Genomic DNA, 25,777 nt, shown 5'->3' with positions numbered 1-25,777 from the left:
TGTGAGGTGCCTGATGAGCACTCTCGAAGAGCACATAGACATTGGCGCGCCCCTCGACAAGACATGGGACTGTCTGCACCGCGTGGACAGCATTCCGCAGTATGTGGACGGCGTCCGTGAGGCCCATCTGGAGGGCAAACGGACGCATCTCGGCCTTGATGCCGGCGGCACGTCGCGGGAACTCGAGCTTGAGATCACCGACCGCACCACGGAAAAGGTCATGTCGTGGAAGACGACGACCGGTCCCGAGCTGTCCGGCAGCGTCTCGCTGCTGCCGATCGACCAGCAGCACACCCGCGTCCAGGCCCGTTTCCAGTACGAGCCGAGCACCATCACGGACTCGTTCGGCGGCCCGAAGGGTCTGGCCCAGGTGCACGCGATCGAGAACGGAGTCCGCAGCGATCTCCAGAAATTCAAGGGAATGGTGGAACACGAACGCTGAGTCACCGTGGGCACAGCGTCCGCGGTGTTACGGAGCGGGAGGTGGCGGTTCGCCCCGGACGGCCACCTGGGCGGGACGCAGCAGTTGGCCGCCGACCCGGTAGCCCGGGCGGACGACGGCGGCGCACACGGCGCGCTCGCCCGCGTCGGCGGGCGGCTCGGCAGGGGTGTAGGTGACCGCCTCGTGAACGGTCGGGTCGAAGGGGCTGCCGGGTGTGCCGAAGGATTCCAGCCCCAGCGCCGCCAGTTCGGCTTCCAGGGCATCGGCGACGCGCCGGAATCCGCCGGTCACCGCACCCTGCTCGGTGGCCTCGGCGAGGGCGTCGAGTACGGGCAGCAAGCGCTGCAGCACATTGGCCACGGCGATCTCGCCGACCGCCAGACGGTCGCGGTGGACCCGCTTGCGGTAGTTGTCGTACTCGGCTTTCAGCCGTTGCAGGTCGGCCGTGCGCTCCCGCAGCTCGGCGCGGAGCGCCGCGTCCGGTGACGCCGGCTGCGCGGCGGCGGGCCCATGGCCCGAGGGCGCGGCGCTGGGCGGGTCGGCGGTCTCCTTCGCCCGGGAGTCGTGGGGCGGGAGCACGGCGGGGTTGTCGTCCGGCCGGTCCCGGATGATCGACAGCGGGGGGCGGGCGAGGCCACGCACGCCGGTCGGGCGGTGCGTCCGGCGGTTCATCGTCCACTTCCCTCCTGCCGGTCGTCGTCGACGATCTCGGCGTCCACGACATCGTCCTCGGGCTTGGCCTGCTCGCCTGCGGCAGCGCCCTCGGCACCGGCGGCGGCCTGCGCGCCCTGGGCGTCGGCGTACATGGCCTGGCCCAGCTTCTGGCTGACGGCCGCGAGCTTCTCGGAGGCACCACGGATCTCAGCGGTGTCCTCTCCCTTGAGCTTCTCCTTCAGCTCGCCGACGGCCGTCTCGACCTCGGATTTCGTCTCGGCCGGAACCTTCTCCTCGTTGTCCTTGAGGAACTTCTCGGTCTGGTAGACCAGCTGCTCGCCCTGGTTACGGGTCTCCGCGGACTCGCGCCGTCGGCGGTCCTCCTCGGCATGTTTCTCGGCCTCGCGCACCATCCGGTCGATGTCGTCCTTCGGCAGCGAGGAGCCGCCGGTGACGGTCATCTTCTGCTCCTTGCCCGTGCCCAGGTCCTTGGCCGTGACGTGCATGATGCCGTTGGCGTCGATGTCGAAGGACACCTCGATCTGCGGAAGGCCACGGGGGGCCGGCGGCAGACCGGTCAGCTCGAACATCCCGAGCTTCTTGTTGTACGCCGCGATCTCCCGCTCGCCCTGGAACACCTGGATCTGGACCGACGGCTGGTTGTCCTCCGCCGTCGTGAAGATCTCCGACCGCTTCGTCGGAATGGTGGTGTTCCGCTCGATGAGCTTGGTCATGATGCCGCCCTTGGTCTCGATACCGAGGGACAGCGGCGTGACGTCCAGCAGGAGGACGTCCTTGACCTCGCCCTTGAGGACACCCGCCTGGAGCGTGGCGCCGATCGCGACGACCTCGTCCGGGTTGACGCCCTTGTGCGGGTCCTTGCCGGTCAGTTCCTTGACCAGCTCGGTCACCGCGGGCATCCGGGTCGAGCCGCCGACCAGAATCACGTTGTTGATGTCCGAGACCTTGATCCCGGCGTCCTCCACCGCGTTGTGGAACGGCGACTTGCACCGGTCCAGAAGGTCGCTGGTCATCTGCTCGAACTGGGCCCGCGTCAGCTTCTCGTCCATGTGCAGCGGCCCGTCCGGTGAAGCGCTCAGATACGGCAGGTTGATCGTGGTCTCGGTCGCCGCCGACAGCTCGATCTTCGCCTTCTCGGCGGCCTCGCGCAGCCGCTGGGTGGCCATTTTGTCCTGGGTCAGATCAATCCCGTACGCGTTCTTGAACTGAGTGGCCAGATGGTCGACGATCCGCTGGTCCCAGTCGTCGCCGCCGAGATGGGTGTCGCCGTTGGTGGCCTTCACCTCGACCACGCCGTCGCCGATCTCCAGCAGTGAGACATCGAAGGTGCCGCCCCCGAGGTCGAAGACCAGAATCGTCTGGTCGTGCTCCTTGTCCAGGCCGTACGCCAGCGCCGCGGCGGTCGGTTCGTTGACGATCCGCAGCACCTTCAGGCCCGCGATCTCGCCGGCTTCCTTGGTGGCGGTGCGCTGCGAGTCGTTGAAATAGGCCGGGACGGTGACGACGGCATCCGTCACGTCCTCGCCGAGGTACTGCTCGGCGTCGCGCTTGAGCTTCTGCAGCACCCGCGCGGAGATCTCCTGCGCGGTGTAGTGCTTGCCGTCGATATCGCCCTTGTCCGGGAAACGCCACTGCGGGTCGCCCATGTGCCGCTTGACCGACCGCGCGGTGCGCTCGACATTCGTCACGGCCTGCCGCTTGGCGATCTCGCCGACGAGCACCTCACCACCCTTGGCGAACCCGACCACCGACGGCGTGGTCCGGGCGCCCTCGGCATTGGTGATCACGGTGGGCTCACCGCCCTCCATGACACTGACCACCGAGTTCGTCGTACCGAGGTCAATACCCACTGCGCGCGCCATGGTCCGCTCCTCACCGGTCCGCCGAACACGCCCTCTCACCTGGTGGTACGAGAGCAAGCCACCTACACCCTCTGCATAAATCGTGCCCCCGTGCCTGTCAAGATGCTCCGAATTCGTGGCAAATGGGCCGTATGGCCGTCCGGTCGTCGGTGATCCGCGTCACCGTCCCGGAGCCCATCGGTAGCGGTGCTCCGGACGCCCCGTGTCCCCGTATTTCAGGGTCAGGGTGATATGGCCGGCGCGTTCGAGGTGCTTGAGATAGCGCTGGGCGGTGGAGCGGCTGACGCCGGCGCGTCCGGCCACCTCGTGGGCGGAGAGGGGGTGGCCGGCCTCGCCCAGGACGTGGCGGATGAGGTCGACGGTGGCCGCCGAGTGGCCCTTGGGCAGTTCGGTGTGCGGGGAGCCGGCGGTGCGGAAGGCGCCGAAGATCCGGTCCACCTGTTCCTGGCCGGCCTCACCGCGTCCGCCGACGCCCGCGACGGTGCGGCGCAGCGCGGCATAGCCCTCGAGCTTGGCCCGCATCCCGGAGAAGCCGAACGGCTTGACCAGGTACTGCAACGCACCGCAGCGCATCGCGTCCTGGACGGTGGCCACATCCCGGGCCGCCGTCACCATGATCACGTCGGCGTGGTGGCCGAGCTGGCGCAGCCGTCGTACCAGCGTCAGGCCGGTCTCGTCCGGCAGGTAGTGGTCGAGCAGCACCAGGTCCACGGGGGTGCGCTCCAGGGCGGCCAGCGCCTGGGCGGCGGTGTGGGCGTGGCCGGTGACACGGAAGCCGGGGACCTGGGACACATAGGCGGCGTTGATCTCGGCGACATGGAAGTCGTCGTCCACGACAAGGACGTCGATCATGCTGAACCTCCGACGGTCATCGCGCCGCTCGCTCGGTCATCGTGGCTCTCCGGCGGCCGTGAGCGGGCCCCCGACGGACCGGGGCCGCCGTCCTTGCGGGCGAGCGCCTCGGGCAGGACGACGGTGAAGACCGCGCCGCCGCCCGCGCGGGCGGTCACCCGGGCCATCCCGCCGTACCGCTCGGCGAGCCGCCGCACCAGCGCCAGGCCGATCCCCCGGCCGCGATGGGCGGCCGCGGGCGGGGCGGCCTTGGTGGACCAGCCCTCGGCGAAGATCTGCTCGCGCATCGCGGGCGGCACTCCGGGCCCGGTGTCCGAGACCCGCAGCACGGCCGTGGTGCCCTCGGCCCGCAGCTCCACCTCGACGAACGGCTCGGCACGGCGATGTCCGGCGACGGCGTCCAGCGCGTTGTCCAGCAGATTGCCCAGTACGGTCACCAGGTCGCGCGGGTCGACCACCGTATCGGGCAGCTGGGTGGCGGCCGACACCCGCAGCGCCACCCCGCGTTCGGCCGCGATGGCCGCCTTGCCGACGAGCAGGGCGGACAGCAGCGGATCGGGCACCCGCTCGGCGATCTGTTCCGCGGACGCCCGGTGGGCGCTGGCCACTTCGGCGACGAAAGCGACGGCCCTCTCGTACCGGCCCAGCTCCAGCAGTCCGCGCAGCGTGTGCAGCTGATTGGCGTGCTCATGGTCCTGCGCGCGCATCGCATCCAGCAGGCCCTGGGTGCTGTCCAGTTCCCGGCCGAGCAGCTCCAGTTCGGTGCGGTCGCGAAGGGTCACCACCGCCCCGCCGTCCCGTGTCGGCACCCGGTTGGCGATCAGCACCCGCCCACCGCTGACGGCCAGCAGATCCGGTCCGGCCACCCGCCCGGTCAGCACATCCGTCGTCCGGCTCGGCGGCAGCACCTCGTCCGGCGCCCGGCCCGCGGCCGACGCATCCAGCCCGAGCAGCCGCCCGGCCTCGTCGTTGACCAGCCGGATCCTGCCGTTCCGGTCGCAGGCCACCACACCCTCACGGATGCCGTGCAGCATCGCCTCCCGTTCGTCCAGCAGCGCCGAGATATCGGCGAACGCGACGCCGTGCGTACGGCGCCGGAGGCTGCGGGAGACGGCGAGCGTGGCCAGTACGCCGACGGCGAGCGCGGCACCCGCGTACCGCAGCACACCGGGGATGGTGCCGAGCAGCCGACCCCGGACGCTGTCGTAGGCGATACCGACCGACACCGCGCCGACGATCCGCCCGCGGCCGTCCCGCAGCGGCACCTTGGCGCGGGCCGACCGCCCCAGTGTCCCGGTGTCGATCCCCCGCACCTCCCGCCCGGCGAGCGGCCGGCTCGGGTCGGTGGAGACATGCCGTCCGATCTCGGCGGTGCGGGTGTGGGACCAGCGCACCCCGCGCGTGTCCATCACCACGATGTACAGCGCCCCGGTCGCCTTGCGAATCCGCTCCGCATCCGCCTGCACCGGTCCGCGCGGATCGGGCCGCGTGGCGACCAGTTCCCGGGCGAGGTCCGGATCGGCCGCGGTGGTCTGGGCGATCGACAGCGCCCGCCGCATCGCCTGCTCGTCGAGCTCCGAGCCGAGCGGCGCGAGAAACAGACCGGTGGCGAGCACCATGACGCCCGTGGTGATGGTCACCTGCGCCGTCAGGACATGGGCAAAGATCCGGCGGGGCCGGGGGATCCGCATCCGGCACACCCCCTTGCGTCCCGTATCGTCCCGATGTCCTGGCATGCCGTGCCTGAGCCTGCCGCGGAATCGAATCTTCCGCATGATGCGGCGATGACCGCACCGTAAGCCGTCCGTGAGCAACTGCCCACCCCTCCGTGAGACTTCCGTTGTTCTAGCGTGAGCAAAACGAGCACAACAGGGATTGTGAGCAGAAAGGCGGCTTGCGCCCACAAGGCCCGCGGCGGCCCGGGTGGCTCCTAGCCTCCCGGGCCATGAACAGCCACTCCAGCCCCGCGATCGAACTGCGGGGAGCGAGCAAGGTGTTCCGGACCCCGTCCGGAGCGTCGCACACCGCCGTCAGGGATCTTGATCTGGTCGTCGAGCGAGGCGAATTCGTCGCCGTCGTCGGCCCCACCGGATGCGGCAAGTCCACGACCCTGACGCTGATCAGCGGACTGGAGGAGCCCACGACCGGTGACGTCCTGGTCGCCGGCCGGCCGGTCACCGGCATCGGCGACACCACCGGGTTCGTCTTCCAGCAGGACGCCGTCTTCCCCTGGCGCACCGTGCTATCGAATGTGATGGCCGGACCCCGGTTCCGCGGCGTACCCAAGAAGGAGGCGAAGCGGCGGGCGCGTGACTGGCTCGCCCGGGTCGGCCTGGCGTCCTTCGAGGACCGCTATCCCCATCAGCTCTCCGGCGGCCAGCGCAAACGCGTTGCCCTCGCCGCGACCTTCGTCAACGACCCCGAGCTGCTGCTCATGGACGAGCCGTTCTCCGCCCTCGACGTACAGACCCGGGCCCTGATGTCGGACGAGCTCCTCGAACTCTGGTCGGGAACCGGCGCCTCCGTCGTCTTCGTCACCCACGACCTCGAGGAGTCGATCGCCCTCGCCGACAAGGTGGTGGTGATGACGGCGGGCCCCGCGACCGTCAAGGAGGTCTTCGCCATCGACCTGCCGCGCCCCCGCCGGGTCGAGTCGGTGCGGCTGGAGCCGCGCTTCGTCGAGATCTACCGGGAGATCTGGTCCTCGCTCGGCGAAGAGGTGCGGATCACCCGCGAGAGGGGCGCCGCACATGCCGCCTGAGTCTTCGACCCTGCGCAAGGCCGCCACGGCATCCGACCGCTCCCGGGAACGGGCCCGCACCGCCCGCAACCGCAGACTCCTGGTCCACGGCACCAGGGTGCTGCTCCTCCTCGGCTTGCTCGCCGCCTGGGAAGGGCTGGCCCGAGCCGCCGTCATTGACCCCTTCAACTTCTCGATGCCCTCGAAGATCTGGGACCAGATCAGCCAGTGGGCGCTGCACGGCACGCCGCAGGGCCCGTTGTGGGAGCAGATCTGGTACACGCTCTACGAGGCGCTCCTGGGCTGGGTCATCGGCGTCATCGGCGGCGTGGTGCTGGGCATCGCACTCGGCCGGATCCGCTTCCTCGCCGATGTGCTCGGCCCGTACATCAAGGTCCTCAACGCCCTGCCGAGAATCGTCCTGGCCCCCATCTTCCTCATCTGGTTCGGCCTCGGCCCGGCCTCCAAGGTCGCCTCCGCCGTCGTCCTCGTCTTCTTCCCGGTCTTCTTCAACGCCTTCCAGGGTGCCCGGGAGGTCGACCGCAATCTGGTCGCCAACTCCCGGATCCTCGGCGCGAGCAACCGCCAGGTCACCCTCCAGGTGGTGATCCCCTCCGCCACCTCCTGGATCTTCACCAGCCTGCACGTCAGCTTCGGCTTCGCCCTGATCGGCGCGATCGTCGGCGAGTACATCGGCGCGACCAAGGGCCTCGGCCTGCTGGTCTCCGCCTCGCAGGGCACCTTCAACGCGGCCGGTGTCTACGCGGCCATGGTGATCCTCGCCGTCGTCGCCCTGCTCGCCGAAGGGCTGCTGGCCTTCCTCGAAAAGAGGCTCTTCCGCTGGAAGCCGGCCGACACCTCCACCGGCCGCTGAACCCCACCCCATCTCTCCTCAGGACGTGATCATGCGTACTCCGCTCAAGCTGTCGGCCGCCGCCGTCACCCTCGCCCTCACCGCCACCCTCACCGCCTGCGGCGGCGGCTCCACGAGCGCCGTCCCCGAGGACGACGGCAGTGTCAAGATCATGGTGGGCGGCCTCGACAAGGTCATCTACCTCCCCGCGAGACTCACCCAGCAACTGGGCTATTTCGAGGCCGAGGGCGTCGACGTCACCCTGCTCACCGAACCGGCCGGCGTACAGGCCACCACCTCGCTCGTCTCCGGCGATGTGCAGGGTGTCGTCGGGTTCTACGACCACACCCTCGATCTCCAGGTCAAGGGCAAGCACGTGGAGTCGGTGGTGCAGCTGGCGCACGCCCCCGGCGAGGTCGAGGTCGTCGCGAACAAGGCAGCCGACGACCTCACCTCTCCCAAGGACTTCAAGGGCAAGAAGCTCGGCGTCACGGGCCTCGGCTCGTCCACCGACTTCCTGACCAAATACCTCGGGGTCAAGCACGGTGTACAGCCACAGGAATTCACCCCGGTGGCGGTCGGCGCCGGCCAGACCTTTATCTCCGCCCTCCAACAGGGTTCGATCCAGGGCGGAATGACGACCGACCCCACGGTCGCACAGGTCGTGAAGAAGAACCTCGGCAAGGTGCTCGTCGATATGCGCACCCCGGAAGGCTCGAAGCAGGCACTGGGCGGCCCGTACCCCTCCTCCAGCCTCTACATGAACACCGACTGGGTGAACAGCCACAAGGGCACTGTGCAGAAGCTGGCCAACGCCTTTGTGAAGACTCTCAAGTGGATGTCCACCCACACCCCCGAGCAGATCGCCGCCAAGATGCCGTCCGACTACGCGGAGGGCGGCAAGGAGCTGTACGCCCAGTCCATCAAGGACACCCTGCCGATGTTCACCAAGGACGGAGTCATGCCGACCGACGGGCCGGCCACCGTCGAGCGGGTCCTCAAGTCCTTCAACCCGAACCTGAAGAACGCCACGGTGGACCTGAACAAGACCTACACCACGGAATTCGTCAAGAAGTCGGGCTGATCGGACCTCGCACTCACACGCGCAGCGTCAGGGCCGGATGTGTCCCGTTCAGATAATGGTCGCCGATATCGCGGAGGCTGTGGGTGAGGGAGCCCTGTGCGGTCAGGACGCGGGCGTTGCGCCAGAACCTGTCGAAACCCGGGTCGTCGGCGGGGGAGCCGGCGCCGTCGGTGAGTTCCATGATGCGGGTGGTGATCTGCATGGCGGCCTTGCCGGTGACGGCCTCGGCCGCGGCGACCAGGACGGCGATGTCGGCGCGCTCGTCGACGCCGAGTTCCTGCCCCAGGAGCAGGCCTCTTGCCAGGGCTTCCGTGGCCGGTTCGACGACCGCCGCGGCGGTGTGGGCGGCGGCCACCAGCTCCCCGTAGGCGAGAAGGAGATAGGGGTCCCGGCCCGGGCCGGCCGCGTATGCGGCGTCGTCCGGGACCGTGACCGCCCAGGTACGGGGCGCGGTACGGCTGAAGTCCCGCGCCTCGGCCAGCGCTCCTTCGGCGATGCCCAGGGCGACATGGACGAGCGCCAGCCGGAGCGCCAAGGGGGCGAGCGCGGCGAAGGGGGAGAGATCGTGCTCGTCGCGCGGGACGGCGCCGAGTACGTGGTCCGGGGCCACCGGGACGCTGTCGAAGCCGATGCTGCCCGCCGCGGTGAGCCGCTGTCCGAGGCGGTCGTGCGCCGGGTCGGTCGTCACGGCAGGGTGCGCCGGGTCCACCACCACGATCAGCGACTCGCCGGTTTCGGAACAGACCGCGCCGAGCGCCAGGCGGTCGGCGACGCCCACGCCCGTGGAGAAGCCCTTGCGTCCCTTGAGGACGTACCCGCCCGGCGCCGGCGTGAGCGTGAGCTCGGGCCCTCGCGCCGCTCCCGTCTCCGCCCCTGTCCCGATTCCGGTCCCGATTCCGGTCCCGATTCCTTCCCCTGACGCCGTCCCCAGCCCTGCCGCCGGAACGTCCGTGCCGCCGCCCCACAGCCACTGCTCCTCGGCCGCTCGGAGTTCGAGGCGGTCCGCGCTCTCCGGGGTTCCAAAGAACCGCGGGGCCCACGACAGGACGTAGTGCCGGGCGAGCAGTTCGCCGATGGAGCTGTCGGCCGCCGAGATGTCCCGGATGACCGCACAGGCGGTACGCCAGTCAGCGCCCCTGCCCAGCGGGCCGGGCGGCAAAAGCAGCGCCGGCAGCCCGGCCTCGCGCAGCCGCGAGATCTCGTCGAAGGGAGGCTTGCCGCCCCGGTCACGGACGAGCGCATCGACGGCGAGGTCGTCCGCGAGTTCGCGGGTGACGCGCAGCCACATCCCCGTATCGGCCGCGCCGTTGGGCTGCGGGGACGCGGAGGCGATGCGGGTGGCGGACTTCTTCGGCATGGCGTCGTTCACCGTCCTGTCGGGTGGGGTGGGCCGGTGAGTGTCGGCCGGGAGCGGCCCGGACCAGCGCCCTCACGGCCGCCGCCACCTCCGACTTCCCTAGTTTTCCCACTGGATTGGTAGGGAATAAGAATGCTTCCGGACTCCGGGCGGAGCAAGGGGTGTTCGAGGGATGGACAGCCGAGGATTGCCATCCGGACGCCGGGCGAGGCCCCCGGCCGATCGGCTCAGGCCCTGAACGCCTCCCGGGAATACCGTCCGGCCCGGCCACACAGGGATACGGCCCGGCCTCCGGGAATACTGCGCGCCCCAGCCACGTTGTGGCCTGCAAGGGGCGCCCGCATCCCCTAGGGGATCTGTTCGAACGTCCCCTAGGGGATCCGCAGGCCAAAGATCGTAGAGGGTGCCGCCCCGGGGAAACCCACCTGATCCGCCTGTTCCACCTGTTCCTGTTCCGCCTGTTCCGCCTGTTCCGCGCCGGTTTGGCGGTCGGCGATCCGGAGGAAGTCGCCTAAGGGTTCGTCCAGGAGGCGGGGTCCTCGGTCAGTGCGGACACCGGGGCGGGCAGGTCGGCGGTTGCGACATCCGCCAGTGACACACCGTCGAGGATCTGGCGGACGTTGGCCCGCAGGGCGATCCACAGGGGCAGCAGTGATGCGGCGGGGCCGGAGTAGGACAACTCGGGCGGGCGGACGCCGCGTACCGACACCAGCGGGCCGTCCACGACGCGGATGACGTCCGCGATGCTGATGTCCTGCGCGGGCTTGGCCAGCCGGTAGCCGCCGTTGCCGCCGCGCTGGCTGCGGACGAGTCCGCCCCGGCGCATGTCGTTGAGGATGCCTTCGAGGAATTTATGCGGAATGTCCTGAGCCTCGGCGATGGCCTCCGCCTTGAGCGGCCCCGCATCCCGGGCATCAGCGAGTTGCAGTGCGGCACGCACCGCATAGTCCGCCCTGGCTGAAATCCGCATGGGGGCATTATCCCCGTAGGGGAGGGGCGGGGGTGCCCGGGCTCTCCGGGGCGTACGGCACTCTTGACGCCGCTCGACTGTGGCTCGACACTCGGGGGCGGGAACCCTGGCGAACGGGTGGGAATTCATGGGGCGTACGGCGCTGGACACCGACCGCGCGGTCTGCGCGGCCCAGCGGCTTCCCCTTCTGACCTCGCGCCGGCACATCGACCTCCTGCGCGTCTGCAGCGCGGCAAGTCGCCCTCTCGGCTGAGGCGATGACGGGGCGGCTCCGGCCCGGCCCCGTTCCGTTGCCCGTGCCGTTCGTCCGCGTGGGGCCACTGCGCGTACACCACGTGTCCCTTCGTCTCGCCGTCCGCGCCCGGTCCGCACCCGCGCCCTTCTGTATGCGCCCGCCCGTCGCACATCCGTCTGCGCTCTCCGCCGTACGTCCGCGAACCGCGGCCCCAGACCCAGGGAGTCACAGCATGACCGCTACGCCTGCCACGCCTGCCACGTCCGGCATGACTGCCACGTCTGACTCGTCCATCGCTTCCCGGACTGCCGCCGTGCCGTCGCTCCGGGGCAGGATCGGCTGTGATGCGCGCAGCGGTCACTATGCCGTTGCCCACCGGTACCGACTGCACCTGTCACTGTCCTGTCCGCAGTGTCTGGGGATCGCCATCACCCATAGCCTGCTGGAGCTCGGCGACACCCTCCCGGTGACGCTGCTGCCCGCGGTCCCCGACGGTCCGGGCGGCGAGCACTCCGCGCTGCGCCCGCTGTACGAGGCCAGCTCGCACCAGCACCCCGGGCCGGCCGCGGCGCCGGTGCTCAGTGATGGTTGGACGGGGCGGATCGTCAGCACGCACGCCCCTGACATCCTGCGCGATCTGGCCGAGCGGTTCGGCGACCACGGTCCCGTGCTGTATCCGCGGCATGCCCGGGGCGGCATCGAGGAGGTCGGCCGGCTGTGCGAGCACGGCATCAACGAGGCCGCGCAGAGCGCCGGCCGGCTCGGCGCCGAAAGCCCGGAGTACGAGGCCGCGCTGGGCACCCTGCTCGGCGCGCTGGACTGGTTCGAGCGGCGGCTGGACGGCCGGGAGTATGTTCTCGGCGCTCAACTCACCTCGGCCGACGTCCAGTTGTGGGTGACCCTGGTCCAGCTCGACACCGTGCACCGCTGGCATCTGGATGCCGCGGCGGTACACCGCATCGCCGGTCACCGGCGGCTGTGGTCGTACGCCCGCCGCCTGGCGGCGCTGCCGGAGTTCGGCTCCCACCTCGATCTGGCCGGGATCGCGCGCCGGCACCACGCCCGCTGCCAGGGGCAGGAAGCGGCCGGGGCAGCGGTGCAGATCGTGGACTGGACGGCGGCGCGTCGGCCGGGGACCGTCACGCCGAGCCGTCACTGATCACTGACGGAATGCCGGGAACGGCCGGGCAGCCCGGTTGCCCGAGCGTGGCGCCCTTCGCGTCGCCTGCCTGGTGATCCGGCCGCTGAGCGCTGCGCGGAGGGCAGCAACGGTGCACAACGAAGAGGAGCAAGGACGGGATAGCCCAACCAGGTGGACACTGCGGCGCCGCGAGCGAGCGCAGTGCAGGTGAGGGGCCCCCTTACGGCACCTTCGACCAAAGGCCGGAAGACACCGGACCGTCAGGAGGACCCGCATGGCCGGCACCGCGCGGCCGCTGCCCGGAGCCCAGGATCGCCGGCGCGTGAGCCGGCTGGCGTTCGGGGCCATGGCGACCCAGCTGATCGGCACTGCCGTCCGTATGGCGGTCTTCGACCGCATCGGGGACCAGGCGTGGCACGCCGAAGAGCTGGCGGCCCGGTGCGCCACGGATCCCGGGGCCACCGCCCGGCTGCTGCGTGCCCTGGCCGGGCTCGGTCTGCTCAGCGAGACCGCGCCCGATACGTTCGCCACCACCACGACCGGCGTCCTGCTGCGCCGCGACCATCCCGAATCGATGGCCGCCTTGGTGACGATGTTCGCCGAACCCACCATGCTGCGTGCCTGGGAGCACCTGGAGGACAGCGTCCGTACCGGCGAAAGGGCCTTCGACACGGTCTTCGGCAGGGACTTCTTCGGCCACCTCAAGCGGCACCCGTTGCTGTCCGAGCAGTTCAACACCGCGATGAGCCAGGCCACCCGGGACTTGGCCGAACTCCTGCCGTACGCCTACGACTTCGGCCGCTTCACGGCGGTGGCCGATGTGGGCGGCGGCGACGGGACACTGATCTCCGTCTTGCTCAGCGCCCATCCGGAGCTGCGCGGCATCGTCTACGACACCGCCGAGGGCCTCGCCCAGGCGCCGTCCGTACTCGAGCGCAAGGGGCTGGCCGGACGGTGCGACCTGGTGACCGGAGACTTCCTCGTCGCCGCGCCTCGGGGCGCCGACGCCCATGTTCTCAAGAGCGTGCTGCATGACTGGACCGACGAGCAGTGCGCCATCATTCTCGGCCACTGCCGTGGGGCACTGCCGGGGAACGGACGGGTGCTGATTGTCGAACCGGTGCTGCCAGAGTGTGCGGACGGGAGGCAGGAGGGGCTGGCGTATCTGAGCGACCTCAACATGCTGGTGAACTTCGGCGGGCGGGAGCGTTCCCGCGCCGAGTTCGAGAAGCTGTGTGGGCGGTCGGGACTGGCAGTTGTCTCCGTCACTCCGCTGGCGGAGGGCAGCCATATCTGCCTGATTGAGGCACAGCCTGACTGATACCCCTGAGGCCCAGCCCGACTGATATCCCTGAGGCACAACCTGACTGATGTCCCTGCGGCGCGGCCTGGTTGTGGCAGTCGAGGTGGGTGCCGTCAGGCCGGATCGGCAGTGACGCGTTCGGCGTGGTCCATGTCCCGGTTGGTGTGGACGACGGCCGTGGTGGCGGGACGCCGGGCGGTTTCGTACTGGTGGAGCGCCGTGACGATATCGCTGTGCCGGGCGACGTGGGAGGCGAGGGCGGCGGCGTCGAGGATGGCCTGGGAGGCGCCGTCGGCGCCGATCGGGTACATCGGATGGGCGGCGTCGCCCAGCAGGGTGACGCGGCCGTGCCACCAACTGGGCAGCGGATCGCGGTCGACCATCGGGTAGTGCAGGATGCGGGGGCTGCGGGCGAGCAGGTCCGGGATGTCGAGCCAGCCGAAATCCCAGTGCGCGTAGTGCGGCAGTACGTCGTCGAGCCGAGCGGGGCGGTGGAAGGCGCTGTCGTCCGGCCCGCTCGAGTCATCCGGCTCACCCGGCGCGTCCGGGTCGTCCGGTGCGGTCGTCGGAACCAGGCACACCCTGTTGAGCAGGGCCCGGCCGCGTTCGGCGTGGCGGGTCGAGACCGGGTAGGCGATCAGCCGGGCGGCCCGGTCGTCCGTGGCGAAGATCATGGTGCGGCCGTCGAGGAAGCCCTCGACCTCCGTCATGCCACGCCACATGCGCACACCGGCCGCGGACGGCCGGGCCTGACCGGGGTGGAGCTGGGCGCGCACGGCGGAGTGCAGTCCGTCGGCGCCGATCAGCGCTCGGCCGTCGAACGAGGCGGTGGTGCCGGTGGCCTGGTGGTGGGTGTGCGCGCGGACGCCGGCGCGGGTGTGCGCGAAGGCCTGCACGCGGGCGCCCGTACGGACCGCATCCGGGCCGAGCCGGTCGCGGACCGCTGCCAGCAGCAAGAGCTGCAGTTCCCCGCGGTGGATGGAGTACTGCGGATACGGGTGTCCGGCGGCGAGGCCGCGCGGTTCCGTCCACAGTGTGGTGCCGGTGTGGTCGAGGCGCCGGTGCTCGCGCGTGGGAATGCCGGTCGCCGCCAGCGCACCGCCGAGCCCGAGGGCCGTCAATGCGGCGATGGCGGCGGGCTGGATGTTGATCCCGACCCCCAGCGGACGGATCTCGTCGGCGGCCTCCAGCACGGTCGCGGTGATGCCGCGGGCGTGCAGTGCCAGGGCCGTTGTCAGCCCGCCGATCCCCGCGCCCGCGACCAGGATGTCGGCAGCGTGGACGGCGGTTCTGGCCACTGGTGCGCTCCCTGCACGTCGGGGTTCACCCTTCAGCGAAGCAGAACCGATAAGGAGCGGCATTCCGGTAACGGCCACCGTTTGACAGCGCGCGGGCGGCAGCCGAACGTTTAAGGGCGAGAGCAATTGTCAGCAGCCGCTGCCTCATTCCCGGCTTATGGCCGGCCTGTTACTGGTCCTGCTTAGTGGTCCTGCTCACTGGTCCTGAGGCTGGCCTGTGATTTCCTGCCGCTGGGCGGCGGATCTCTCAAGTCCAGGGATATTTCCGCACGGTGCACCGCGAATTCTCGCGCGAATTCTCGGAGCTGGTACCGGAAGAAGCCCCGGAACCGGACCGGCCTCGTCGAGGAGCCGGAGGAGTGGGTCAGGGATCATGGACGACGCCGCCACGAACGCCGGTGCGACGCGTGCATCCATCCGCGATACGTTCATCCGCGATAAATTCATCCGCGAGAAGAAGATCTGGTTCCATCACTGCGATCCCGCCGGAATCGTGTTCTACCCGCAGTATCTGCTGCTGATGAACGAAGTTCTGCAGGAGTGGTTCGAAACCGGGTTGGCCATCGATTACGCGGGTCTCTTCGCGGAGCGAGATATCGGCATCCCCGCCATCCGGCTCGAATGCGACTTTCTGTCGCCGAGCAGAGTGGGCGACACCGTGCAGTTCACCCTGTCGGTGGACCGGATCGGGACAAGCTCGATCCATCTCCGCTTCTCCTGCACGGGCTCCGACCCGGCCGACGTACGCGTGCGGATCAAGGCCGTTCTGGTGTGTGTGTCGCTCGACTCGCGCCGGCCGATCCCGATCCCCGACGACATCCGTGGCGCCATGCAGAGCCGCCGTTCCCCGGCGCTCGATGTCTGACGGGCGGGAGGAGGAAGCGGAATGACAAGGACAGCGGAATGACAAGGACAGACGAGGTGCTGCGCATACCGGGCCTGGGCGCGGGCAATTTCTTCCGCCTGGCGGCAGCCGTCGGCTCGGATGCCGAGAACAGTGTCATCGAGCTGGACAAGGCCTACCGCCACCCGAAAGGCGGACTCGCCCGGCAGCTTTCCCTCGGCGAACTCGATGCGCTGTCCGACCGGGTGGCCGCGGGATTTTACCGGGACGGCATCCGGCCCAAGGATCCGGTAGCGCTGTATCTGGACGAGAGCGTGCGCTATCTGCTCCACTACATCGCCCTCACAAAGATCGGTGCGATTCCCGTCTTCCTCAACGGTCGGCTGACACCGGATATCGCGGCCCGGTTCCTCTCGCACGTCGGCGCGGTGGCAGTGGTCAGCGACGGCAGGCTTCCCGGGGCCGCGCTGGAGATCCCTTATTACGACGAGGACCCGTACGCCACCGAGCCCTTCCGGGCCTTCACCCATACGGACGATGACCCCGTCCTCATCGCGCACACCTCCGGGGCCACCGGTGTGCCGAAGGCGGTTCAGTTCAACCACCGGGGCTTCTTCTACGGCATCAGGCAGGAGATCGGGGCGGATCTCGGACACCGTGTTCTCTCCGCGCTCCCGCAAAGCCATGCCTCGGCCCTTTCCGTGCTGATGTCCTGTGTGGCACGAGGCGCCCGGATCCTGTTGGCCACCGAGCGCGAGCCGCAGCAACTGGCGGCACGCATCGAGGAGTTCCGGCCCGCACTGGTCGCCGCCTTCCCCAAGGTCTTTGTCGACCTGAGCCGGCTCGACCTGGACGCATACGACTTCGGGTCGGTGTCGCGCTGGCTTTCCACCGGCGACGCCAGTCACGAACGGCACATCAGAAGGCTCGTCCGTCTGGGGAACCACCGTGACCGCACCGGGGCCATGGCGCCGGGTTCCCTCTTCATCGACAATTTCGGTTCGTCGGAGTTCGGTTTCGCGATGTTCCGGCAGGTGCATTCCGCGACCAGCGACCGTTACGGCCGGTGCATAGGCCGCCCCTTCGACTGGATCGACGCCCAGGTCTTCGACGACACCGACGAGCCGGCGGCCTGCGGCACGGTGGGACGGCTCGCGCTGAAATCCCCGACCGTTACGGCGGGTTACTGGAATGACTCGCTGCGGAGTGAGAAGAACCGGGTGCGTGGCTATTGGCTCACCGGTGACCTCGCCTATCGCGACGAGAGCGGTCGCTTCTACCACGTCGACCGTGCGTCCGACAGCATCGCCACCCGTCAAGGAACCGTATACAGCTGCCAGATGGAGGAGCTGATCCTCCGCCATGTCCCGGAGATATTCGACTGTTCGCTGATCCACACAGATGCCTGCACCGGCGCCGAGGAAGGGCGAGATGCCGTGCAAGCGGGGGCGGAATCCCGGCAGCTGGTTCTCACCGTCGATCTCTCTCCCGAGGACGGGAAAACCCACCCGGAAACCCACCCGGAAACCCTCCGCCGGCGGATCAACTCCGCCCTCTCCCAGGCCCGGTTGCCCCACATCGACCGGCTCGTGATCAAGGAGACGGACGCCTACGTGGGCATCACCGGCAAGGCCCTCAAACGAGCGATGCGGGACGCCTACCAGCCCGCGGAACCGCAGCCGGGCGCACCGACGCCGGCGCATGGAGGGCACGAGGAATGAGAAGTCCGATGCGTCCTGAAGAACAACCCGGCGGTGACGGTCTGCACCTTGCGGACATCCGAGCGGACCCCGCCACGGCCAGCACTTACCGCACGTCCGGACTGTGGCGTCCCCTCACCATCATCGACGACCTGCGGAAGGCCGCCCGGACCTGGCCGCAGCGCATCGCCATCGACGCACACGAGGCCGCCGGAGGACGCACCCTCCTCACCTACACCCAGCTGGCCGACACCGTGGACCGCTGGGCCGGGGCACTGCGCGGGGCGGGGCTGGAGCCGGGGGAGGTGGTGGCCTACGAGCTGCCCAACTGCTGGCAGTCGGGCGCGCTCAACCTGGCCTGTGTGCAGGCAGGTCTCATCTCCGCCCCATTGCCCATGGACCTGGGCCCCAGAGAACCGGGGGAGGACCTGCTCAGCGGACTCCTGCACACCATCGACGAGGACGGCGACCGGCTCACCGCGGACGAACTGCTCGGCATGACCTGGGTGCTCCTCATCGGCGGCTACGAGACCACCGCCAACCTCATCTCCAACGGCGTCCTCGCGCTGCTGCGCCACCCCGACCAGCTGGCCGCCCTGCGCGCCGACCTCTCGCTGGGCGAGGGCGCGGTCGAGGAGATGCTGCGCTACGACGGTCCGGTGGAGACCCCGACGTACCGGTTCACCCGGGAGTCCGTCGACATCGCGGGCACCGTCGTCCCCGGCGGCGGACAGCTGGTGCTGCCGGTGCTGGCCGACGCCGGACGCGATCCGGCGAGGTTCCCCGAGCCGGACCGCTTCGACATCCGCCGCGGCTCCTTCTCGGACGGCCGCTCCGCCACTGCCCTCGGCCACCTCGCCTTCGGCCACGGGATGCACTACTGCCTGGGCGCCCCGCTCGCCCGCCTCGAGGCCCGTATCGCCCTGCGCTCCCTGCTGGAGCGGGTCCCGTCCCTGGCGCTGGACACCGATCCCGAGGCGCTGCCGTGGCACGGCGGGCTGCTCGTCCGCGGACCGCTGCGGCTGCCGGTCCGGTTCGGGGCGAGTACGCCAGGTTGTTAAACGCTTCACCACAGCTGCCCGGCCGGGCGGATGCGCCCGCAGTGGGGGACAATTCAACCGGAGAACGGCGGAACGGCTGGTGAGACCGGGTCCGTCCGGCCCTACCGAAGCCTCTGAAGGAGCACAGCATGGGCATCGGAAAGAAGTCCAAGCATGTCGGCGAAATCGCCGAGGGAAAGACCAAGGAAACGACAGGGCAGGCCGTGGGCAACGAAAGCCTGCATCTGAAGGGCAAGGCCGAAAAGATCAAGGGCAAGGTGAAGCACGCGGCGGAGAAGGCCAGGGATACGCTCAAGCACGGATGAGGCCCCGCCGCTGTGTGACGGCCCGGCGTGGAAGCGCCCGGGTGTCCGCACTCGGGCGCTTCCACGGCCGGTGTCGCGCCCGGCCCTCGTCACCCTTGCCCGTCCTATTTCCCCGCCCTACGGCTCCGGGCCGCGCTCACGAGGGATCACGGGTGATCACGGGCGATCTCGCTGTCCGGCAATGATCTTCTGCACCATGAGCAGAAACCGCTGGACCGTCTCCGCCTCCGATGCGGTGAACGTCCCCATCGCCGCGACGATCTCCGTGATCAGCGGCCCGAAGAACAACTCCCCAAGGGCGACCGCCCGTTCATCGACCTCGAGCAGCACCCGCCGCCGGTCGCGGGTGTCCCGGACGCGCCGCACATGCCCGAGCCGCTCCAGCCGGTCGACGAGGGCCGTGGTGCCTGCGGAGTTCACACCGAGCTGCGCGCCGAGCCGGCCCGGTGTGACGGGGGTGTCCGACCGCGCCGCGTCCAGCAGGCAGATCAGGGCGCGCAGATCGGTCGGATGGAGCCCGTTCCGCTGTGCGAACTCCGCTCCGAGCAGGTCGAGTTCGACGGTGACCGAGCGCAGCTGGTGCACCACCTGCAGACCGGGCTCTCCTTCGCTCATAGTGACCACAGTGACATAGTATCTCGCTCAACGAGATACTTGCTCGGCAACACATCTGCCCGGGGGGACTCCGATGACCGAAAAGCTGCCCCGCTTCCTCGCCGCGTACGACGCCCTCCTCGACCGCTGGCCGCTGCCCGTCGAGCGGCTGGATCTCGTGTCGGCGTACGGCACGACCAGGGTCACCGCATGCGGCCCCGAGGACGGAGAGCCGCTGGTGCTGGTGCACGGTGGCGGTGCCGCGTCACCGATGTGGGGCGCCGACGTGGCCGAGCTGGGCCGTACCCGGCGCCTTTACGCCATCGACCGGATCGGCGAGCCGGGCCGCAGCGTGCGCGGCGACCGGCCGATCCGCTCCGTCGCTGATCTTCACGGCTGGCTGGACGGTGTCTTCGACGGCCTGGGCCTGGCGCGCGTGGATCTGTGCGGGCACTCGTACGGCGGCTGGATCGCCCTCACGTATGCGCTGCGCGCGGCGGAGCGGGTCCGCAGGCTCGTCCTCCTCGACCCCACCCAGTGCTTCGCCGGGTACCGGGTCGCCTATCTGCTGCGCGCGCTGCCCCTGCTCGTCAGGCCCACCGTGGAGCGGGCCCGCAGGTTTCTCGCCTGGGAGACCGGCGGCGCGGAAGCCGACCCCGGATGGCTCGAACTGTACGGCCTCGCTGCCGAGTTCCCGGACGCGAAGCCCGTCGTGGGCAGGCGCCCGCGGCCCCGGCAGCTGCGCGACTCGACCGTGCCGACGCTGGTGCTGCTGGCCGGGGACAGCCGGGCGCACGACATCCGGCGCGTCGAGGCGGGGGCGCGCCGCCACCTGCCGCACGCCGCAACCGCCGTACTCCCCGGTCTTTCCCACCATGGGATCCCGTTCACCCAGGCGGCCACGCTCCCTCGCATGATCCTGGAATTCCTGGAGAAGCCGTGACGGAGAGGCCCTCACCTGCACTGAGCGGCCCTCGCCTGCAGTGAGCGGCACTCACCGGCACCGAGAGGCCTTCACCTGCACGAAGAGGCCTTCTTCTGCACTACCAGTAATGCCTGCGTCCGGCGACCGCGTGTCCCATCGCGCCGAGGATCCACAGGATCGCTCCGATGACGAGGAGCACGATTCCGATGGTCCACAGGATGGCTATGCCCGTCAGGAAACCAATGACCAGGAGAATGATTCCGAGAACTATCATCATGCGCTCCGATCCCGCATAATTGTCCCCTTTTCACTCTGCGGCCCGGCCGCCCCGACGGCAAGCGCTGCCGGGCCCGCGGGCGTGGGCTCAGACCCGTTCGCCGGGGATGTCCCCGTACTGCTGTCGCAGCTCGGCGAGCACCGGGTGGTCCGCGTCCAGCCGGATGTCGTCGATCGCGGAGAGCGGGCGGACTCCGATCGCCGTGTTGGTGGCGAACGCGGCACGCATGTCCGGCAGGTCGCCGAGGGTGAGGACCTGCGTCTTCGACGTATGCACCTGCTGAAGCAGGCGCATGGTCACCCCCGGCAGCACCCGCGCCTCCGGCCAGACCACACGGTCCCGGTAGTCGACGAATCCGACGTTCCACGTCCCGCCTTCGGACAGCACGCCGGTCCCCGGCTCCGTGAACAGCGCGTCGTCAAAGCCCGCCCGCTGTGCGGCACGCCGGACGGCCAGCTGCCCGAACAGCCCGACGTGTTTCACCTCGGGCATGTCCCGCTGATACGCCACCGTGCCGACCCGCAGCGGCGGACAGGAGGCCGGAACCGGCCGGCACGTGACCAGGATCTGCGGCCGGGCATCGCCACCCGGCTGTGCCACCCCCAGCTGAGGGTCGAAGACCGTCACCCGGACGATCAGCGATCCGGTCTGTTCGCCGACCGCGCGACGGATGTAGGAGCGGATCCGGTCACGATCCAGTTCCGCGTCGAAAACGGTGCGGCAGTCGCGCACCAGGCGGTCGAGATGCCACGGCAGCCCTTTGACCCGCCCAGCGTCGACGCGCAGCGAGGTGAAATGACCGAAGTTGGTCAGGGCGAGTGCCTTGAGGGCGGCGATGTCGACCGGGGCGCCGTTGAGGTGGTCCATCGGCTCAGTCTGGCATCGGATGGCCGGAAACAGCGGTTCAGGGGCATCGCGACCGCGGGCTACCTGATACACCGTCAGGCAGGCGTGGCGCGGGTGACCTCGTCACGGTCGGCCGCCCCTGTGACATGTTACGTATGTCACCGCGCTCACCAGGCACAACGCCGTTTCTCCGCACGTTCACACAGCAAGAGACACTCCGGAAACACCCAGGAAAGACCCCTCATGATCTTCATCACCGTCAAGTTCACCGTCCGCCCCGAACACAGCGACAACTGGCTCGACCTCGTCGACGGCTTCACCCAGGCCACCCGCCGCGAGCCGGGCAACCTGTTCTTCGAGTGGTCCCGCAGTGTCGACGACCCGCACCAGTTCGTGCTGGTCGAAGCGTTCCGTGACGGTGAAGCGGGCAAGGAGCACGTGGAGTCCGAGCACTTCAAGGCCGCGATGGACGCCATGTCGTACGCGGTTGCCGGCCGGCCGCAGATCGTCAGCACCGAGATCCCCGACATGCAGGGCTGGGGCGAGATGGGCGAGATCACGCCCCGCAACCCGGCGTAGGACGACCGGCCTGCCCCGGCGCGGCAAGCGCCGGGGCACCGGTACGGGTTCGCGCCTATCGCGACGCGGGTAGCTGGGCGAGGAAGTCCAGGAGGAGCGCGTTGACATCGTCGGGGCGTTCCTGCTGGGTCCAGTGGCCGCAGCCGGGCAGGATGGTGCTGCTGTGCAGCCGGGGGGCCATCTGCTCGACATGGCGCAGGGTGTCGTCCGCTCCGCGGAGGCCGATGACCATATCGCGGTCCCCGGCGGCGTACAGCGCGGGCATGTCGATCCGGCGGCCGTGGAAGGGCGCGAGCAGCTCCCAGTTGCGGTCGATGTTGCGGTACCAGTTCAGACCGCCGGTGAAGGCGCGGTCGCCGTGGCCGGCGTAGTCGGTGGCGAAGGCCTTGATATCGGCCTCGGTGAGCCAGGCGGGCAGCGCCTCGGGCTCCGGCATGGTGTCCAGGAGGCTGCCGTTGTCGGGGACGGTCCACGGGCCGGGCGGACCCGTCTGCGCGGACGGGCTGTCGCCGGAACCGCCGAACAGTATGCGGCGGAAGGTCGAAGGGACGTCCCGCGCCAACTCGGCGTCCGCGAGCCCCGGTTGCTGGAAGTGGACCTGGTAGAAGCGGTCGCCGTACCGCTCCCGCGAGACCGACAGCGGCATCAGGCCGGCCGGCAGCACGGGCGGGACGCTCAGTCCGCCGACGCCGCGCACGACGTCCGGCCGCAGCATGGCCGTCACCCAGGCGACCGGCGCGCCCCAGTCGTGGCCGATGACCACGGCCCGTTCCTCGCCCAGTGCGTGGATCAGCCCGATCACATCACCGGTCAGATGCAGCAGGCTGTACGAGTCGATGGCCGAGGGCTGTTCGCTGCGGGCATAGCCGCGCTGGTCGGGCGCCACGACCCGGTAGCCGGCCGCGGCCAGCGGGCCGAGCTGGTGCCGCCAGGAGTACCAGCTCTCCGGGAAGCCGTGCAGCAACAGGACCAGCGGGCCCTCTCCCTGCTCGGCGATGTGCAGCCTGACGCCATTGACCTCGATGAAGCTGTGCCGGACCGTGCCGGTCATACGGCCTCCCGCGCTTGAGTTCTGTCGGTTCGTTACGGGGCTTGCTACTCGGTTCGTTACCGGGTTTGGTGCTGGATTCGTTCTCGGTGATCAACAACGGCCGTGGGTGTCGCATTCCGGGGCGCGGGTTTTTCTTCGAGGCCGGCCGGAGCCTGGGGCCCGGTGCCGCTACGACGCCCCGCCGATCAGGTCGGCCGCCTTCTCCGCGATCACCATCGCCGCGGGGTTCGTATTGACGGAGACGATCGTGGGCATGACCGACGCATCCGCCACCCGCAGGCCCTCCAGGCCGTGCACGGTCAGGTCCGGGGCGACCACCGCGTCGGCGCCCGTCCCCATCGCGCAACTGCCCACCGGGTGGAAGTAACTCCCGGTGGCGGTCGCGAGGAAGCGGCGCAGTGCCGTCTCGTCGGTGACGCCGTCCCCGGGGAGCACCTCGCGTGACCGCCACGGTGCGAAGGGGGCCGCCGCCGCGATGTCCCGCGCCGTCCGGATGCCATGGAGCATGCGGCGGACGTCCGACTCCTCGCCCAGGAAGTGGGGGTCGATCAGCGGCGGAGTGTCCGGGTCGGCGTCGGCGAGGCGTACCGAACCCCGGCTCTCCGGGACGGTGGCCACGCCGAAGGTGAAGCTGTGCTCCGGGGCCTGCATCGTGGGCGGGCAGTACGGCACATGAATGAACATCAGCTGCATGTCGGGACCCGGCAGGGAGGCATCGCTGCGCCAGGAGAGCGAGGCTTCCGCGTGGTTGGTGAGCCCCGGGGGAATCGGCCGGCCGGCCTCGTAGACGACCGGGCAGAGCGGATGGTCGTGCAGATTGCGTCCGACACCGGGCAGGTCGTGATGGACCTCGACACCGGCCCGCCGCAGCTCGTCGGCGGGGCCGATGCCCGAGAGCAGGAGCAGCCGTGGTGAGTCGACGGCGCCGGAGCTGACGATCACCTCGGCGGCGGCCCGGACGGTGCGGGTCTCACCGGCGCGCTGGAACTCCACCCCGGTACAGCGGTTGCCGTCGAAGAGGAGGCGGCGTGCGCGGGAGCCGGTCAGCACGGTCAGATTCGGCCGCGTGGCGCGGACCGGATGCAGATACGCGGTCGCCGTGCTCTGCCGCCGGCCGTCGGCGATGCTCAGGTCGTGCCGGCCGGCGCCCTCCTGGCCGGCACCGTTGAAGTCCTCGGTCCTCGGGTGACCCGCCGCCACCGCGGCGTCGACGAAGACCTGGGACAGCGGGTTGGCGTCCCGGGGCGATGCCGGCGCCGGGCGCATCGGGCCGCTGTCACCACGGAACTTCGGGTCTTTGCCGGCCGTGGTCTCCATCCGCCGGAAGTAGGGGAGGAGCGCCTCGTACCCCCACCCCGTACATCCGGCCGCGGCCCAGCGGTCGTAGTCGTTGCGGTGTCCGCGCAGGAACACCAGGGCGTTGATCGCGCTGCTTCCGCCGAGCGTCCTGCCGCGCGGGTACGGAATCGCCGTCCCGCCGGTGCCGGCCTGCGGCACCGTGGTGTAGGCGTGGTCGACCTCGGTGCCCCGCAGTACGGGCCATGCGGTCGGCACGGCGAGCTCCGGCTTCGTGTCCGCGGGCCCGGCCTCCAGCAGCAGCACCGTACGGTCCGTGTCCTCGGACAGCCGCGCGGCCAGTACGCAGCCGGCCGACCCGGCACCCACGACGATGTAGTCGAATTCCTGCGAATCCTGCGGTAATTCCTTCGGCACTGTGTGGCCCTCCCTTGGCAATGTGCCCCGGCATCCGGCTGTGATCATTGTGGCGGGGCGCCGTGGGGAGGCGGGCAGAACGTCGCATGCGGCGTCGGCCGCGCGTACTGCCGGTCAGGGCGTGACGATCCGCGCGGCCACGCAGGGGTCCTCATTGCGGTAGCCGAGGCGGGTGTAGAGCCGCTCCGCGGGGGTGTTGTCGGCGAGCTGCCACAGGGTGCAGAACCCGTGGCGGCGTACCGCGTACCGGGTCAGCCATGAGGTCAGGGCGGCGCCGAGACCCTGGCCGCGCAGGGCGGCGTCGGTCGCGACGGACGCCATCAGGGGAGCGCCGCTGTCCCGCAGACTGCTCAGGGCGCCGCAGGCCACCAGCCGCCCGTCCCCTTCCCCGTCGCGGATTCCCACCCACAGGCTGACGTCGGACGAACCGGGCCCGGTCGAGTGGGCCGGGCTGTGCTCCTCGAGGAAGGCGAGCAGCTCCTCGTGGTGGGAGGCGTCCAGCTCGGCCACCCGCTCCTCCGCCCGGTGGACGGGCGGCTCCGCCAGCGTCCAGCGGAACACCCACTCCACGACGTCGGTCACCGGCAGATGGCGGCCCACCAGGGCATCGGTGCCGCGGGGCCCGGTGAACTCCCGTACGCGGTCGGGCAGGCCATGCGCGGCGCGTACGACGAGTCCGGCGGCGCCCGCGGGCTCGCCGACGCTCCACACGTGCCCGCGGGCGTCGTCCAGCCAGGCGGCGGCGCCCCGGCCGGACCAGCTGATCCGGCCGGCCGGGCGCGGCCGTGCGGCGCCGAAACGCAGTAGGGCGGCACCGGCCTGGCGCTCCAGGCCCTGGTGGAACAGGTCCCCGGTCCGGGGGAGAAGAGTCGTTGCCTGCATCGCTCTCTGAGGAAGGGAGTAAGGGCGACGCCGGGCATGCGCAGGGCAGGGCTGTCACCGTCTGTTCTGGGTATGGGGGTCCCGGCAGCGGCTGCGCACGCGCGCGCCCGGCCGACCGGGTCGGCCCACTGTCGCACACCGCCCCTGGCCCGGGGCAAATCGCGGGCCGCGTACCGGACGATCACCGC

At 70.0% G+C, this 25,777-nt stretch carries 25 protein-coding genes; 12 read left to right on the top strand and 13 right to left on the bottom strand.

Translation table 11 applies throughout. From position 1 onward, the window contains the following. Positions 1-13 precede the first annotated feature (13 nt). Positions 14-442, top strand: a complete 429-nt coding sequence (locus tag ADL29_RS39730; RefSeq protein ID WP_053928326.1) for an SRPBCC family protein — start codon at positions 14-16, stop codon at positions 440-442. 27 nt (positions 443-469) lie between these two features. On the opposite strand, the gene grpE is transcribed toward ADL29_RS39730, so the two are convergent. The 4 genes from grpE to ADL29_RS39710 all read right to left on the bottom strand — a co-directional run bounded on the left by grpE (position 470) and on the right by ADL29_RS39710 (position 5,522). Beyond that, positions 470-1,114 (bottom strand): nucleotide exchange factor GrpE, encoded by a 645-nt coding sequence (grpE, locus tag ADL29_RS39725; protein ID WP_053928325.1) that lies wholly within the window; start codon positions 1,112-1,114, stop codon positions 470-472. After that, positions 1,111-2,979, bottom strand: coding sequence for a molecular chaperone DnaK (gene dnaK, locus ADL29_RS39720; protein WP_053928324.1), 1,869 nt, complete (start codon positions 2,977-2,979; stop codon positions 1,111-1,113). Before dnaK ends, grpE begins: the two co-directional genes overlap by 4 nt. A 159-nt stretch (positions 2,980-3,138) precedes the next feature. Then, positions 3,139-3,831 (bottom strand): response regulator, encoded by a 693-nt coding sequence (locus tag ADL29_RS39715; RefSeq protein ID WP_046929520.1) that lies wholly within the window; start codon positions 3,829-3,831, stop codon positions 3,139-3,141. Further along, positions 3,828-5,522, bottom strand: coding sequence for a sensor histidine kinase (locus tag ADL29_RS39710; protein ID WP_078971630.1), 1,695 nt, complete (start codon positions 5,520-5,522; stop codon positions 3,828-3,830). Before ADL29_RS39710 ends, ADL29_RS39715 begins: the two co-directional genes overlap by 4 nt. Positions 5,523-5,776: 254 nt before the next feature. Between ADL29_RS39710 and ADL29_RS39705 the strand changes: the two genes are divergently transcribed. The 3 genes from ADL29_RS39705 to ADL29_RS39695 are packed head-to-tail and all read left to right on the top strand — an operon-like array spanning position 5,777 to position 8,508. Then, entirely contained in the window at positions 5,777-6,592 is an 816-nt protein-coding gene (locus ADL29_RS39705) for an ABC transporter ATP-binding protein (protein WP_046929522.1), read from the top strand. Next, a complete protein-coding gene (locus ADL29_RS39700; protein WP_053928323.1) occupies positions 6,582-7,445 on the top strand; it encodes an ABC transporter permease in 864 nt (287 codons plus the stop codon). Before ADL29_RS39705 ends, ADL29_RS39700 begins: the two co-directional genes overlap by 11 nt. A gap of 31 nt (positions 7,446-7,476) precedes the next feature. Beyond that, a complete protein-coding gene (locus tag ADL29_RS39695; protein WP_053928322.1) occupies positions 7,477-8,508 on the top strand; it encodes an ABC transporter substrate-binding protein in 1,032 nt (343 codons plus the stop codon). 13 nt (positions 8,509-8,521) lie between these two features. Here ADL29_RS39695 and ADL29_RS39690 read toward each other — a convergent pair whose 3' ends face one another. After that, entirely contained in the window at positions 8,522-9,865 is a 1,344-nt protein-coding gene (locus ADL29_RS39690) for an acyl-CoA dehydrogenase family protein (RefSeq protein ID WP_053928395.1), read from the bottom strand. A 511-nt stretch (positions 9,866-10,376) separates the two neighbouring features. Continuing rightward, positions 10,377-10,835, bottom strand: a complete 459-nt coding sequence (locus tag ADL29_RS39685) for an RrF2 family transcriptional regulator (RefSeq protein ID WP_053928321.1) — start codon at positions 10,833-10,835, stop codon at positions 10,377-10,379. Positions 10,836-11,338: 503 nt separating this feature from the next. Between ADL29_RS39685 and ADL29_RS39680 the strand changes: the two genes are divergently transcribed. Further along, complete coding sequence (locus tag ADL29_RS39680; RefSeq protein ID WP_053928320.1) at positions 11,339-12,229, top strand: glutathione S-transferase C-terminal domain-containing protein; 891 nt, start codon at positions 11,339-11,341, stop codon at positions 12,227-12,229. A gap of 256 nt (positions 12,230-12,485) precedes the next feature. Beyond that, the gene (locus ADL29_RS39675) at positions 12,486-13,532 is read left to right on the top strand and encodes a methyltransferase (protein ID WP_053928319.1); all 1,047 of its coding nucleotides are present in this window, start codon (positions 12,486-12,488) and stop codon (positions 13,530-13,532) included. A 95-nt stretch (positions 13,533-13,627) separates the two neighbouring features. Here the strand turns inward: ADL29_RS39675 and ADL29_RS39670 are convergent, their stop codons facing one another. Continuing rightward, a complete protein-coding gene (locus tag ADL29_RS39670) occupies positions 13,628-14,812 on the bottom strand; it encodes an FAD-dependent monooxygenase (protein ID WP_053928318.1) in 1,185 nt (394 codons plus the stop codon). 373 nt (positions 14,813-15,185) lie between these two features. Here ADL29_RS39670 and ADL29_RS39665 point away from each other — a divergent pair, with 373 nt between their 5' ends. The 4 genes from ADL29_RS39665 to ADL29_RS42250 all read left to right on the top strand — a co-directional run bounded on the left by ADL29_RS39665 (position 15,186) and on the right by ADL29_RS42250 (position 18,722). After that, a complete protein-coding gene (locus ADL29_RS39665) occupies positions 15,186-15,677 on the top strand; it encodes an acyl-CoA thioesterase (RefSeq protein WP_053928317.1) in 492 nt (163 codons plus the stop codon). 38 nt (positions 15,678-15,715) lie between these two features. Beyond that, positions 15,716-17,377, top strand: coding sequence for a class I adenylate-forming enzyme family protein (locus tag ADL29_RS39660; RefSeq protein ID WP_078971628.1), 1,662 nt, complete (start codon positions 15,716-15,718; stop codon positions 17,375-17,377). 8 nt (positions 17,378-17,385) lie between these two features. Further along, positions 17,386-18,417 (top strand): cytochrome P450, encoded by a 1,032-nt coding sequence (locus ADL29_RS42255; protein ID WP_245689826.1) that lies wholly within the window; start codon positions 17,386-17,388, stop codon positions 18,415-18,417. A gap of 128 nt (positions 18,418-18,545) precedes the next feature. Then, the gene (locus ADL29_RS42250) at positions 18,546-18,722 is read left to right on the top strand and encodes a CsbD family protein (protein ID WP_078971626.1); all 177 of its coding nucleotides are present in this window, start codon (positions 18,546-18,548) and stop codon (positions 18,720-18,722) included. A gap of 156 nt (positions 18,723-18,878) precedes the next feature. On the opposite strand, the gene ADL29_RS39650 is transcribed toward ADL29_RS42250, so the two are convergent. Next, positions 18,879-19,337 carry a MarR family transcriptional regulator gene (locus ADL29_RS39650; RefSeq protein WP_053928315.1) on the bottom strand — a complete coding sequence of 153 codons (459 nt, stop codon included), beginning with the start codon at positions 19,335-19,337 and terminating at the stop codon, positions 18,879-18,881. Between the two features lie 73 nt (positions 19,338-19,410). On the opposite strand from ADL29_RS39650, the gene ADL29_RS39645 reads away from it, so the two are divergent. After that, positions 19,411-20,259 carry an alpha/beta fold hydrolase gene (locus ADL29_RS39645; RefSeq protein ID WP_053928314.1) on the top strand — a complete coding sequence of 283 codons (849 nt, stop codon included), beginning with the start codon at positions 19,411-19,413 and terminating at the stop codon, positions 20,257-20,259. 100 nt (positions 20,260-20,359) lie between these two features. Here ADL29_RS39645 and ADL29_RS43900 read toward each other — a convergent pair whose 3' ends face one another. Beyond that, positions 20,360-20,515 carry a DUF6131 family protein gene (locus tag ADL29_RS43900; RefSeq protein ID WP_245689837.1) on the bottom strand — a complete coding sequence of 52 codons (156 nt, stop codon included), beginning with the start codon at positions 20,513-20,515 and terminating at the stop codon, positions 20,360-20,362. 90 nt (positions 20,516-20,605) lie between these two features. Further along, the gene (locus ADL29_RS39640; protein ID WP_053928313.1) at positions 20,606-21,385 is read right to left on the bottom strand and encodes an aminotransferase class IV family protein; all 780 of its coding nucleotides are present in this window, start codon (positions 21,383-21,385) and stop codon (positions 20,606-20,608) included. Positions 21,386-21,607: 222 nt separating this feature from the next. Between ADL29_RS39640 and ADL29_RS39635 the strand changes: the two genes are divergently transcribed. Next, positions 21,608-21,943, top strand: coding sequence for a putative quinol monooxygenase (locus ADL29_RS39635; RefSeq protein WP_046929529.1), 336 nt, complete (start codon positions 21,608-21,610; stop codon positions 21,941-21,943). 55 nt (positions 21,944-21,998) lie between these two features. Here the strand turns inward: ADL29_RS39635 and ADL29_RS39630 are convergent, their stop codons facing one another. The 3 genes from ADL29_RS39630 to ADL29_RS39620 all read right to left on the bottom strand — a co-directional run bounded on the left by ADL29_RS39630 (position 21,999) and on the right by ADL29_RS39620 (position 25,589). Then, a complete protein-coding gene (locus ADL29_RS39630; protein ID WP_053928312.1) occupies positions 21,999-22,994 on the bottom strand; it encodes an alpha/beta fold hydrolase in 996 nt (331 codons plus the stop codon). Between the two features lie 168 nt (positions 22,995-23,162). After that, complete coding sequence (locus ADL29_RS39625; RefSeq protein WP_053928311.1) at positions 23,163-24,707, bottom strand: GMC family oxidoreductase; 1,545 nt, start codon at positions 24,705-24,707, stop codon at positions 23,163-23,165. 114 nt (positions 24,708-24,821) lie between these two features. Then, entirely contained in the window at positions 24,822-25,589 is a 768-nt protein-coding gene (locus ADL29_RS39620; protein WP_053928310.1) for a GNAT family N-acetyltransferase, read from the bottom strand. Positions 25,590-25,777 lie beyond the last annotated feature (188 nt).

It is taken from the genome of Streptomyces chattanoogensis, assembly GCF_001294335.1.
Classification (GTDB): Bacteria; Actinomycetota; Actinomycetes; order Streptomycetales; family Streptomycetaceae; genus Streptomyces; species Streptomyces chattanoogensis.
Note: the sequence above shows the minus strand (reverse complement) of the source record. Positions and strands in the feature narration are given on the sequence as shown.

Bases quoted from the DNA above. Each gene is read 5' to 3' on its own strand.
- ADL29_RS39705 (WP_046929522.1), top strand. From the start codon at position 5,777: ATGAACAGCCACTCCAGCCCCGCGATCGAACTGCGGGGAGCGAGCAAG.
- ADL29_RS39620 (WP_053928310.1), bottom strand. From the start codon at position 25,589: ATGCAGGCAACGACTCTTCTCCCCCGGACCGGGGACCTGTTCCACCAG.
- ADL29_RS39695 (WP_053928322.1), top strand. From the start codon at position 7,477: ATGCGTACTCCGCTCAAGCTGTCGGCCGCCGCCGTCACCCTCGCCCTC.
- ADL29_RS39690 (WP_053928395.1), bottom strand. From the start codon at position 9,865: ATGCCGAAGAAGTCCGCCACCCGCATCGCCTCCGCGTCCCCGCAGCCC.
- ADL29_RS39665 (WP_053928317.1), top strand. From the start codon at position 15,186: ATGGACGACGCCGCCACGAACGCCGGTGCGACGCGTGCATCCATCCGC.
- grpE (WP_053928325.1), bottom strand. From the start codon at position 1,114: ATGAACCGCCGGACGCACCGCCCGACCGGCGTGCGTGGCCTCGCCCGC.
- ADL29_RS39730 (WP_053928326.1), top strand. From the start codon at position 14: ATGAGCACTCTCGAAGAGCACATAGACATTGGCGCGCCCCTCGACAAG.
- ADL29_RS39700 (WP_053928323.1), top strand. From the start codon at position 6,582: ATGCCGCCTGAGTCTTCGACCCTGCGCAAGGCCGCCACGGCATCCGAC.
- ADL29_RS39710 (WP_078971630.1), bottom strand. From the start codon at position 5,522: ATGCGGATCCCCCGGCCCCGCCGGATCTTTGCCCATGTCCTGACGGCG.
- ADL29_RS42250 (WP_078971626.1), top strand. From the start codon at position 18,546: ATGGGCATCGGAAAGAAGTCCAAGCATGTCGGCGAAATCGCCGAGGGA.
- ADL29_RS39630 (WP_053928312.1), bottom strand. From the start codon at position 22,994: ATGACCGGCACGGTCCGGCACAGCTTCATCGAGGTCAATGGCGTCAGG.
- ADL29_RS39645 (WP_053928314.1), top strand. From the start codon at position 19,411: ATGACCGAAAAGCTGCCCCGCTTCCTCGCCGCGTACGACGCCCTCCTC.
- ADL29_RS39660 (WP_078971628.1), top strand. From the start codon at position 15,716: ATGACAAGGACAGACGAGGTGCTGCGCATACCGGGCCTGGGCGCGGGC.
- ADL29_RS39685 (WP_053928321.1), bottom strand. From the start codon at position 10,835: ATGCGGATTTCAGCCAGGGCGGACTATGCGGTGCGTGCCGCACTGCAA.
- ADL29_RS39640 (WP_053928313.1), bottom strand. From the start codon at position 21,385: ATGGACCACCTCAACGGCGCCCCGGTCGACATCGCCGCCCTCAAGGCA.
- ADL29_RS39650 (WP_053928315.1), bottom strand. From the start codon at position 19,337: ATGAGCGAAGGAGAGCCCGGTCTGCAGGTGGTGCACCAGCTGCGCTCG.
- ADL29_RS42255 (WP_245689826.1), top strand. From the start codon at position 17,386: ATGCGTCCTGAAGAACAACCCGGCGGTGACGGTCTGCACCTTGCGGAC.
- dnaK (WP_053928324.1), bottom strand. From the start codon at position 2,979: ATGGCGCGCGCAGTGGGTATTGACCTCGGTACGACGAACTCGGTGGTC.
- ADL29_RS39680 (WP_053928320.1), top strand. From the start codon at position 11,339: ATGACTGCCACGTCTGACTCGTCCATCGCTTCCCGGACTGCCGCCGTG.
- ADL29_RS39675 (WP_053928319.1), top strand. From the start codon at position 12,486: ATGGCCGGCACCGCGCGGCCGCTGCCCGGAGCCCAGGATCGCCGGCGC.
- ADL29_RS43900 (WP_245689837.1), bottom strand. From the start codon at position 20,515: ATGATAGTTCTCGGAATCATTCTCCTGGTCATTGGTTTCCTGACGGGC.
- ADL29_RS39715 (WP_046929520.1), bottom strand. From the start codon at position 3,831: ATGATCGACGTCCTTGTCGTGGACGACGACTTCCATGTCGCCGAGATC.
- ADL29_RS39635 (WP_046929529.1), top strand. From the start codon at position 21,608: ATGATCTTCATCACCGTCAAGTTCACCGTCCGCCCCGAACACAGCGAC.